The following is a 9561-nucleotide window of genomic DNA, read 5'->3' as shown; positions in this document are numbered from 1 at the left end:
CCAGGTACCCGCCCGGCCGGCCGAGGCCGAGCCCGAGGAGGACCTGAAACCCTGGCAGACCGACATCACCCGCGCCCCCATCGCGACCAAGATCGTGGTGGCCGGGGGCTTCGGCGTCGGCAAGACCACCCTCGTCGGCGCCGTCTCGGAGATCACGCCCCTGCAGACGGAGGCGCTGATGACCGAGGCCAGCGAGGGCACCGACGATCTGACGGCCACCCCGGGCAAGACCACCACCACGGTGGCCATGGACTACGGCCGCATCACGCTCGACGACGACCTGGTGCTCTATCTGTTCGGCACGCCCGGCCAGCAGCGGTTCTGGTTCATGTGGGACGACCTGGTGCGCGGCGCGATCGGCGCGGTCGTCCTCGCCGACACCCGGCGGCTCACCGACTGCTTCCCGGCGCTCGACTACTTCGAGAGCTGCGGAATCCCGTACGTCGTGGCGGTCAACCACTTCGACGGCAGCGAGCGGTTCGAGGCCGAGGACGTGCGCGAGGCCCTCACCGTTCCCCCACATGTACCTGTCATGATCATGGACGCGCGGCGCCGGATATCGGTCGTGGAGACCCTGCTGGCGCTCTGCGCCCACGCGATAGCAGTCATGCCCGAGTAAGCGACCCCGAGGAAGTGCAGGCACGTCCCGGAGCCGCTCCCCACCAGGAGAACAGCCCCCGTATGCGGAAGATACTCGTCGTCGGAGCCGGCCAGTCCGGACTCCAGCTCGCCCTCGGACTCCAGTCGCACGGGTACGAGGTCACCCTGATGTCCAACCGGACCGCGGACGAGATACGCAGCGGCCGGGTCATGTCGACGCAGTGCATGTTCCACACGGCACTGCAGCACGAGCGCGACCTCGAACTGAACTTCTGGGAGTCACAGGCCCCGAGGATCGAAGGGCTGGGCGTCTCCGTCGCCGGCCCGGAGTCACAGCGCGTCATCGACTGGGTGGGGAAGCTCGACGGGTACGCCCAGTCGGTCGACCAGCGGGTGAAGATGGCCGGCTGGATGGAGACCTTCGCCCAGCGCGGCGGCCAGCTCGTCATCCACGGCGCGGCGGTCTCCGACCTCGACTACTTCTCCCGCACCTACGACCTCGTCCTGGTCTCGGCGGGCAAGGGCGAGCTGGTGTCGATGTTCGGCCGCGACGCCTCCCGCTCGCCGTTCGGCGAGCCACAGCGCGCCCTCGCCGTCGCGTACGTCCACGGCGTCGGCCCCCGCCCCGAGCACCCCGACTTCGACGCGGTCCGCTGCAACCTGGTGCCCGGTGTCGGCGAGCTCTTCGTGATGCCGACGCTCACCACCTCCGGCCGCGCCGACATCCTGTTCTGGGAGGGCGTACCCGGAGGCCCGCTCGACGTCTTCGACGGCGTCAACGACCCGGCGGAGCACCTCTCCCTGACCCTGGAGCTCATGGAGCGGTTCACGCCCTGGGAGTACGCGCGGGCCACCAAGGTCGAACTGACCGACGCGGGCGGCGTGCTGAGCGGCCGTTACGCCCCCACCGTGCGCAACCCGGTGGCCCACCTCCCCGGCGGAGGCCTGGCCCTGGGCGTGGCCGACGTGGTCGTCGCGAACGACCCGATCACGGGCCAGGGCTCCAACTCGGCCTCCAAGTGCGCGGCCGCCTACCTCGCCTCGATCCTCGAACACGGCGACAAGGAGTTCGACGAGGCCTGGATGCGGCGGACCTTCGACCGCTACTGGGACACGGCCCGGCACGTCACCAAGTGGACGAACGCCATGCTCGGCGTCCCCCCGGAGCATGTCCTCCACCTCATCGGCGCGGGGGGCGCCCTGCAGCCGGTCGCGGACCGCTTCGCCAACGGCTTCAACGACCCGTCCGACTTCGAGAACTTCTTCTACGAGCCGGAGAAGACCGAGGCCTACCTCGCCTCGCTCACCGGCGCCGCCGCCGAGGCGTAACCCTCGTCGTCCCCGTCCAGCGCCCCCTCGGGAAGCTCCGGCGGCGTGTACCGCGCCAGGGGCTCCCCGAGGGGGTCGGGCCGTACGGCACCCAGCACCGGGTTGGCGGCCAGGGGCGACACCTTGACCTTCGCCCCGGGCCGCGGCGCCTGTACGACCAGGCCGTTGCCCAGATAGAGGGCGACGTGGGTGGCCTCCGGGAAGTACACGACGAGATCCCCGGGCCGCAGCCGCTCCATGGGCACGCGTTCGAGCTGCTCCCACTGCTCCTGGCTGGTCCGCGGGATCGGCAGTCCGGCGTGCAGCCAGGCCTGCGAGGTGAGCCCGGAGCAGTCGTACGCGTCCGGCCCCTCGGCACCCCACTCGTACGGTTTGCCGATCTGCTCGACGGCGTACCGCAGCGCCGCCGCCCCCTGCTCGGTCGGTGGCCGTACGGTGCTCACCGCCCCCGAGGCCACGAGCTTCTTCTGCGCCCCGGTCTCCTGCTCCTTCTCCAACTCGGTGATGTCGTCCAGCTGTTGGTCGCTGAGCGAGGCCAGCAGCTCCTCGACCTCCTTGAGCCGCTTGCGCACCCCGTCCCGCTGCTTCCTGCGCCGCTCGGAGAGGACGAGCTGCTCGTCGAGCGCCTTGCGCGCCTTGCGGGCCAGCGCGTCGGTCTTCGCCTCGTCGCCCATGAGCCGGTCCACGGTCTCCGCGCGCTCCAGCGCCACCTGCCCGATCACATGCCCCTGGTCGAGCGCACGCTGCGGATCGCGGGCCAGCAGCAGCCGTAGGTACGGGGAGATGTCGGTACGGCTCTGGTACTGCTGACGGGCGAGCCGGCCGGCGTCACTGCGGCTGTCGTGCAGGGAGAGCCGGGCCCGGGCGAGTTGCCGGTCGGTCCGCGTGACCTCGGCGCGCTGCCTGTCCAGCTTCTCCTCGGTGGCGTTGTAGGCCTCGGTGGCCTTCTCGGCTTCGCGGTAGAGGCGCTGAAGGTCCGTCAGCAGCTTGGCCACGGAGCGGTCGCCGGATTCCGGGGCCCCGGCGGCCGGCGGCTCCCCCGGCTCGGGAACGGCGAGCGAGGGCGCGGGTGCGAGGGCCGCTCCGGCCGTGACCGCCACCGTACAGACCAGTCTCAGCAGCCTTCCTGACACGTCATCAACCTCCGGTGCGGGGGATGGTCCGTCCATCTCGCACCGGCAGGATGATCCGATCATGTGCGGGCCACGCATCGAAGGGGCGGTTCGGCCCAAGGAGGTCACTCGTCCGTGGTGTCGCCCTTCCGCTCCGGCGCGGCGTCCGGCTTCGCCCCGGGCCTCGACCACGGCCACCGCGGACCGCGGTCGCCGCCGCCCTCGGGGTCGTACTCGTACCGCCACTTGTGGCCGAGGGCGAACCGGCCGGCGTGCGGCCTGGGCACCCGCCGGTAGACCAGCACGGTGGGGGGCCCGCCGGCGGCGTCGGGCACCGGGACCCGGTAGGTCTTCGGCGGATGCCCGGTGATCCCCAGGAGCACGGGCAGGACCCGGCCGTCCAGGGGCCCGCCCACGAAGGGAGTGTCTTCGCTCTTCACGCCACCAGTGTCACCACAGGTGCCCGGCGTCCTCGATCAGGGGCACCACACGGCGTACGAGCCCGCCGACGGCACCCTCCGCGCGCTCCACGGCGAGGGCGCCGCGCACCACGCGGGCGGTCTGCGGGTCGCGCCCCGCGGTGGTCACGAGGCACGCCATGAACTGCTCGACGAGCCAGTCCCGCAGCTCGTCCGCCGACGGCTCCTTGCCCTCGTCGAGCCAGATGAGCGAGGCCGCCTCGACGGAGCTGATCCAGGTCCGCACGGTCATGCGCAGCCGCGGGCCGGGCTCCGCCACCCCCAGATGGCTCAGCACACGCTCGGCGGCGGCCCGCCGTACGCGGTCCACGATGGCCGTGGTCCGGGACGTCTCCACGACGCTCCCGCCCTGGAGCAGCGCGCTGAACCCGGTGTCGTGCTCGTCGACGAAGGCGAGGTACCGGTCGAGGGCGCGGGCGAGCCGCTGGGTGAGCGGCCCCTCCGCGGGCTCGTGGAAGCACCGCTCCAGCTCCTCGGCGGCGGACCGCAGGGCGGCCTCGTACAGCTGCTGCTTGCCGCCGGGGAAGTACCGGTACACCAGCGGTCGCGACACACCGGCCGCCTCCGCCACGTCGTCGAGCGAGACCTCTTCGGGCGCCCGGCGCGCGAACAGGCCGAGCGCCGCGTCGAGCAGCTGGCTGCGCCGCTCCTCGACACTGAGACGCCGGTACGCACGGGCGGGGGCCTGCGGGGTCATGCCCGGCAGCGTAACCGCGCCGCCGGGAGCGTGTCCGCTGCGGTGGGGCGCAGTTTTCCACGCCTCTTTCGGTGCGCACCCACAACCGCGCTCACGTCAGCGGTCCGGGCGTGCGGGGTGTGGTTGTCACGCCAGCAGCCCCGACGACCGCCACAGCTGCCGTCCGGCGCCGCGCAGTACCCCGATGTCGTCCAGGAAGTCCGTGAGCTTCTTCGCGCCGGTGCGCATGATGTCCCGTCGGTGGGCGCTGGCCTTCACCTGGGCCACGGCCTCGCGCCGGTCGAGGCCGACGTTCGTGTAGACCTCCGGGTTCACGAAGGCCACCGAGAACACCCGCGCGAACTCGCCCGACGTGACGCGGGTGAACTCCTGGGACCAGCGCGGGGCCGTCAGCATCTGGCGGCGCAGCTCCTCGCGGGCGTACCGGACATGGCGGGCCTCCTCCACCACGTGGATACGGGTGACCCCGCGGACGAGGGGCTGGACGCGCTCGTCGGGGAACGTCAGGCGCTGCATCCAGTCCAGCACCTCCTCGCCGAGGAGCGTCGCCGTGAACGAACCGGGCGTGGTCGAGACCGTCTTGAAGAGGCGCCCGAGGTTCTGGTGCAGACGGCTCACCGGGTACCACGGTGTGCCGCCGTGGGCGATCAGCCGCGCGAACATCTTCGAGTGCCGGCACTCGTCCTCGATCTCGGTCAGCGCGTAGCGGACGTGCGCGCTCGTCGCCGCCTTGTCGTAGATGTGCCGCACCAGCAGCTGCATGAGGATGATCTCGAACCAGATCCCGAGCGAGGCGAGCGCCGCCGCCTCGTGCCGGGACAGCAGGATCCGCTGCTCCTCGCCCATCCGCCGCCACATGGGTGTGTCGTACAGCGACACGAGCTCCGGCGGCCAGAACCACTTGCCGTCCTCGAAGGGCGCGTCCCAGTCCAGCTCCCGGTCCGGGTCGAAGGAGTGCCGGGCGGAGGCGGCGAGCAGTCGCTCGGCCACCTGCTCACGGTCCTTGATCAGGCCGAGCGCGTCGCGCAGTACCTCGGTCTCGGTCGCCGTCCTCATCGTCGCTGCCCACCTCGTCCGTTGGTCTGTCAGGACCGCGTCGTCGAGCGTTACCGGCGGTCAGGCATTATGAGACTGCTTGTCAGCAAGCCCGTCAATCCCCTGGACTGTCACTCGGGTGGAGTAGCGTGCTCGCGTGTCCACGCCTTATCCTCCGCCGCCGCCCCAGGGCCCGTACGGCCAGCAGCCGCCCCAGGGCCCCTACGGCCAGCAGCCGCAGCCCTACGGGCAGCCCCAGCCGTACGGGCAGCCCCAGCCGTACGGGCAGCAGCCCGCCCCGCCCTACGGAGCCCCGTACGGCCAGCAGCACCCCGCTCCCTGGGGCGCGCCGCCGCCACCGAAGAAGCGCGGCGTCGGGCTCGTGCTCGGCATCGTGGGCGGTGCCGTCGGTGTGGTGGTGGCCGTCGTCGTGGGGTTCGGCTTCATCGGCTCGCAGGTCGAGGACAGCTTCCCCGAGGCCGAGTACGAGCTGAGGCTGAGCGAGACGCTGCTCGACGGCAAGTACGAGCTGGCGCAGGACCTCTCCGACTCCGAGGGCGCGAAGCTGGAGGACGAGATGGAGGGCGCCTGGGACGCCCGCGACACGCGCGCGGCCGTCGGCCAGTACTCCCTCGACGGTGACCAGAACAAGGGCACCCTGGTGGTGTCCGGGATGTACGGCCGGTTCAAGAACACGGAGACCGCCCGCGACGCGATGATGGAGGGCGCCGCCGAGGCGGACGGAGCCGAGGTGGCGGTCAAACCCCGGGACTTCAAGCCCTCCGGCGCGGACGTCACCATCACCTGCCAGGTGCTGACGCAGAGCCAGCTGGGCACGGACGTGACCGTCCCGATGTGCGGCTGGGTGGACGGCAACACCGGTGCCTCCATCGCCGAGGTCACCCAGGAGATCGCGTTGCAGGAGCCCGGCGAGGTGGACCTGGAGGCCTTCGCCGAGCGGACCCTCCAGATCCGCTCCGAACTCCGGAAGCCGATCGGCTAGCGCACACCTCCATGCTCACCGGGGCCGGCCGGCGGCGGCCGTGTGCAGGACCGCCTCCATCACCGCCCGGGCGATCGGGGCCGCGTCGCCGCCGCCGCTGATGTCCCCGCGGTCGGCCTCCGCGTCCTCGACGACCACGGCGACCGCGACGGCCGGCGCCGGTGTGCCCTCCGCGCGGGCCCAGGAGATGAACCAGGCGTACGGCGTGCCCGAGTTGCCGATGCCGTGCTGGGCGGTGCCGGTCTTGCCGCCGACCGTGGCACCGGGGATCGCGGCGTTCGCGCCCGTGCCCCTGTCCACCACGTCGGTCATGAGCTCACGCAGCTTCGCGGCCGTCGCCGGCTTCATCGCCGGGCGCCGTGTCCGCGGACTGGTCACCGAGATCGTGGCGCCGCCGCCGGTCGTGGTCCGTTCCACCAGGTAGGGCGCCATGACCGAGCCGCCGTTGGCCACGGCCGCCGTGACCATCGCCATCTGGAGGGGGGTCGCCCGCGTGTTGTACTGCCCGATGGAGGAGAGCGCGAGCTGCGCCCGGTCCATGGAGGTGTCGAAGCTGCTCGGCGCGACCGGGAACGGGATCCGCAGTCCGGGGTCGTTGAAGCCGAACTTCCGTGCCGTCCCGGTCATCCGGCGCAGGCCCACCTCCACACCCAGTTTCGCGAAGACGGTGTTGCACGACCACTCGAAGGCATGGCGGAGCGGGGCGTCCTCGCACCCGTCGGAGGAGTTCACCAGCCGGGTCCTCGTACCGGGCAGGGTGTACGGGGCGGGGGACCGGGTCGGCGCGTCCAGGTCCCCGACCACGCCCGCGTCCAGTGCCGCCGCGGCCGTCACCACCTTGAACGTCGACCCCGGCGGATAGGTCTGCTGGACCGCCCGGTTGAGCATCGGCCTGGCCGGGTCCTCGTTCAGCCGCGTCCACGCCTCGGCCACGGCGGGGCCGTTCCCGGACAGCACTCCCGGGTCGTACGACGGTGTGGACACCAGCGCCAGGACACGCCCGGTGGCCGGTTCGAGGGCCGCGACCGCGCCCCGGCGGCCGCGCAGCCCGGCGTAGGCCGCCCGCTGCGCCGCCGGATCGATCGTGGTGACGACCCGGCCGCCCGCGGTGCGGGAGCGGGTCACGTCGTTCCAGGCGGGGAGCAGGGACAGCATCGGATCGGTGCCCGCGAGCACGTCGTCCGCCGTGTCCTCCAGGAGCGTCGAGCCGTACACCTGCGAGGCGAAGCCGGTGACGGGCGCGTACAGCGGGCCGTCGCGGTACGTCCGTTCGTGGCGCAGCGGCTCGCCGGTGTCCCGGGAGCCGGTGACCGCGCGGCCGCCGACGACGATGTCCCCGCGCGGCCGGCTCCAGCGGGCGATCTCCCCCCGGCGGTTGCCGGGGTTGTCGTCGTACGCCCGGGCCTGGAAGACCTGGACGCGGGTGGCGTTGGCCAGGAGAGCGACGAGGAGCAGCGCGCACAGGGCGGCGGCCCGGCGGATGTACTGCGTCATGACCGGACCTTCCGTGGGGCCGGGCCGCTCATGGCGGCCCCGTTCCGTCGTACTGACCGCGGGCCGAGTCGCTGAGCCGGATCAGCAGCGCCACGATGATCCAGTTGGTGACGACGGAGGAGCCGCCCTGGGCGAGGAACGGCATCGCCATGCCGGTCAGCGGGATCAGCCCGGTCACTCCGCCCGCGATCACGAACACCTGGAGGGCGATGATGGAGGCCAGACCGACGGCGAGGAGCCGGCCGAAGGGGTCCCGCAGGGCGAGTCCGGCCCGGTAGCCGCGCTCCACCAGCAGCGCGTACAGCAGGAAGACCGCCGTCAGACCGGCCAGGCCCAGTTCCTCGCCCGCCGTCGCCAGGATGAAGTCCGACTTGACGGCGAAACCGATGAGGACCGAGTGGCCGAGGCCCAGTCCGGTGCCGGACATCCCGCCCGCGGCGAACGCGAAGAGGGACTGGGCGAGCTGGCCCGGACCCTGGCCCGCCTCGATGGACGCGAAGGGGTGCAGCCAGTCCTCGACCCTGCTGTGCACATGCGGCTCGAGGCGGCCCACGGCGAGGGCGCCCGCGACGGCCAGCAGCAGCCCCACCGCGATCCAGCCGGTGCGGCCGGTGGCGACGTACAGCAGGACCACGAACAGCCCGAAGAACAGCAGCGAGGTCCCCAGGTCCCGCTCCAGCACCAGGACCACCACGCTCACCAGCCAGATCGCGACGATCGGGCCGAGGACGCGGCCGGTGGGCAGCTGGAGCCGCCGGAACCGCCAGATACGGCGGCCGGTGTACGCGAGGGCGGTCCTGTTCGCCGCGAGATAGCTGGCGAAGAAGACGGCCAGCAGCACCTTCGCGAACTCGCCCGGCTGGATGGAGAACCCGGCGATCCGGATCCAGATACGGGCGCCGTTGACCGCGGGGAAGAGGATCGGCAGCAGGAGCAGGCCCAGGGCGCCGACCACGCAGACGTACGCGTACCGCTGGAGCACCCGGTGGTCCCGCAGCAGCACCACGGCCGTGATGAAGAGCGCGACCCCCAGCGTCGACCAGTTGAGCTGGGCGGGGGCCGCCTGGTCGCGCGGGGTCTCCAGGTCGAGGCGGTAGATCAGCACCAGGCCCAGTCCGTTCAGGAGGACGGCGATGGGCAGCAGCAGGGGATCGGCGTACGGCGCCCGGAAGCGGACCGCGCAGTGCGCGAGCAGGGCGAGTACACCGAGCCCGGCACCGTAGTGGGCGGCGCCGGGCGGGACGGTGCCGCTGCGGGCGAGACCGACAGCGCAGTAGCCGTACACGGAGAGCAGGACGGCGACGACGATGAGGGCGAGTTCGACGCCACGACGCCGGGGCAGGCGCACCGCCGGAGGGGACGGGTTCACCGCCACGGTCGTTCCGGCCTTGGTCATGAGCGGAACGTAGCAAGCGGGGTGCCTGATGTCCTTTTATGTCGCGATAATCAGGCCATTGCGGTGCACTTGGCGGCCTGTGCGGCCTGCGCGGCCTGCGCGGTTGGATGGAAGGAGCCGGTGCGCGGCGGGTCAGTGGTCCCTGGTGGTCAGCACCAGCGGGGTGCCGGACCGAGGTTCTCGATGTAGCGCGCCGAGCTCCAGGCCCAGGTGCCGTCGGCGAGCTGGTACCACAGGGGGTTGCCGTCGACCACCGTGCCCGGGAACTTGCAGAAGATGTCGACGATCGCGCCCTGGGGGGTGATGCCGATGATCGGGTAGTCGGTACCGGGACCGCTGCGCCGGAACAGGCCGCCGACGGCGGTGACCCTGCCCTGGGTGAAGTCCGCGCTGGGCGGGGTGGGGCGGTGGTTCGA

10 protein-coding genes are annotated in these 9561 nt (G+C 72.0%); 3 read left to right on the top strand and 7 right to left on the bottom strand.

The features are described from left to right. Positions 1 to 43: 43 nt before the first annotated feature. Both FNH04_RS34470 and FNH04_RS34465 read left to right on the top strand, forming a co-directional pair. A complete protein-coding gene (locus tag FNH04_RS34470; RefSeq protein WP_152789785.1) occupies positions 44 to 619 on the top strand; it encodes a GTP-binding protein in 576 nt (191 codons plus the stop codon). Positions 620 to 681: 62 nt separating this feature from the next. Beyond that, positions 682 to 1929, top strand: a complete 1248-nt coding sequence (locus FNH04_RS34465; RefSeq protein ID WP_152789783.1) for a styrene monooxygenase/indole monooxygenase family protein — start codon at positions 682 to 684, stop codon at positions 1927 to 1929. Here FNH04_RS34465 and FNH04_RS34460 read toward each other — a convergent pair. From FNH04_RS34460 to FNH04_RS34445, 4 genes are all read right to left on the bottom strand, one after another. Beyond that, positions 1890 to 3062: a C40 family peptidase gene (locus FNH04_RS34460; protein WP_322724692.1), complete on the bottom strand. Its 1173-nt coding sequence runs from the start codon at positions 3060 to 3062 to the stop codon at positions 1890 to 1892. The genes FNH04_RS34465 and FNH04_RS34460 overlap by 40 nt on opposite strands. Before the next feature lie 104 nt (positions 3063 to 3166). Next, positions 3167 to 3481 carry a hypothetical protein gene (locus tag FNH04_RS34455; protein WP_322724691.1) on the bottom strand — a complete coding sequence of 105 codons (315 nt, stop codon included), beginning with the start codon at positions 3479 to 3481 and terminating at the stop codon, positions 3167 to 3169. A 10-nt stretch (positions 3482 to 3491) separates the two neighbouring features. Further along, positions 3492 to 4217, bottom strand: a complete 726-nt coding sequence (locus FNH04_RS34450; RefSeq protein WP_152789781.1) for a TetR/AcrR family transcriptional regulator — start codon at positions 4215 to 4217, stop codon at positions 3492 to 3494. A 126-nt stretch (positions 4218 to 4343) separates the two neighbouring features. Next, positions 4344 to 5273 carry an AurF N-oxygenase family protein gene (locus FNH04_RS34445; RefSeq protein ID WP_152789780.1) on the bottom strand — a complete coding sequence of 310 codons (930 nt, stop codon included), beginning with the start codon at positions 5271 to 5273 and terminating at the stop codon, positions 4344 to 4346. A gap of 136 nt (positions 5274 to 5409) precedes the next feature. Here FNH04_RS34445 and FNH04_RS34440 point away from each other — a divergent pair, with 136 nt between their 5' ends. Beyond that, a complete protein-coding gene (locus FNH04_RS34440; RefSeq protein WP_322724689.1) occupies positions 5410 to 6255 on the top strand; it encodes a hypothetical protein in 846 nt (281 codons plus the stop codon). Between the two features lie 15 nt (positions 6256 to 6270). On the opposite strand, the gene FNH04_RS34435 is transcribed toward FNH04_RS34440, so the two are convergent. The 3 genes from FNH04_RS34435 to FNH04_RS34425 all read right to left on the bottom strand — a co-directional run. Beyond that, positions 6271 to 7749 (bottom strand): penicillin-binding transpeptidase domain-containing protein, encoded by a 1479-nt coding sequence (locus FNH04_RS34435; RefSeq protein ID WP_152789779.1) that lies wholly within the window; start codon positions 7747 to 7749, stop codon positions 6271 to 6273. A 28-nt stretch (positions 7750 to 7777) separates the two neighbouring features. Beyond that, positions 7778 to 9145 carry an FtsW/RodA/SpoVE family cell cycle protein gene (locus FNH04_RS34430; protein WP_152789778.1) on the bottom strand — a complete coding sequence of 456 codons (1368 nt, stop codon included), beginning with the start codon at positions 9143 to 9145 and terminating at the stop codon, positions 7778 to 7780. Between the two features lie 149 nt (positions 9146 to 9294). Next, positions 9295 to 9561 (bottom strand): SH3 domain-containing protein (locus FNH04_RS34425; protein WP_152789777.1); only part of this gene is annotated, 267 nt, incomplete at its 5' end.

It is taken from the genome of Streptomyces phyllanthi (assembly GCF_009377205.1).
Classification (GTDB): domain Bacteria; phylum Actinomycetota; class Actinomycetes; order Streptomycetales; family Streptomycetaceae; genus Streptomyces; species Streptomyces phyllanthi.
The sequence above is the reverse complement of the archived record's forward strand: the minus strand, read 5'-3'. Positions and strand labels throughout refer to the sequence as shown.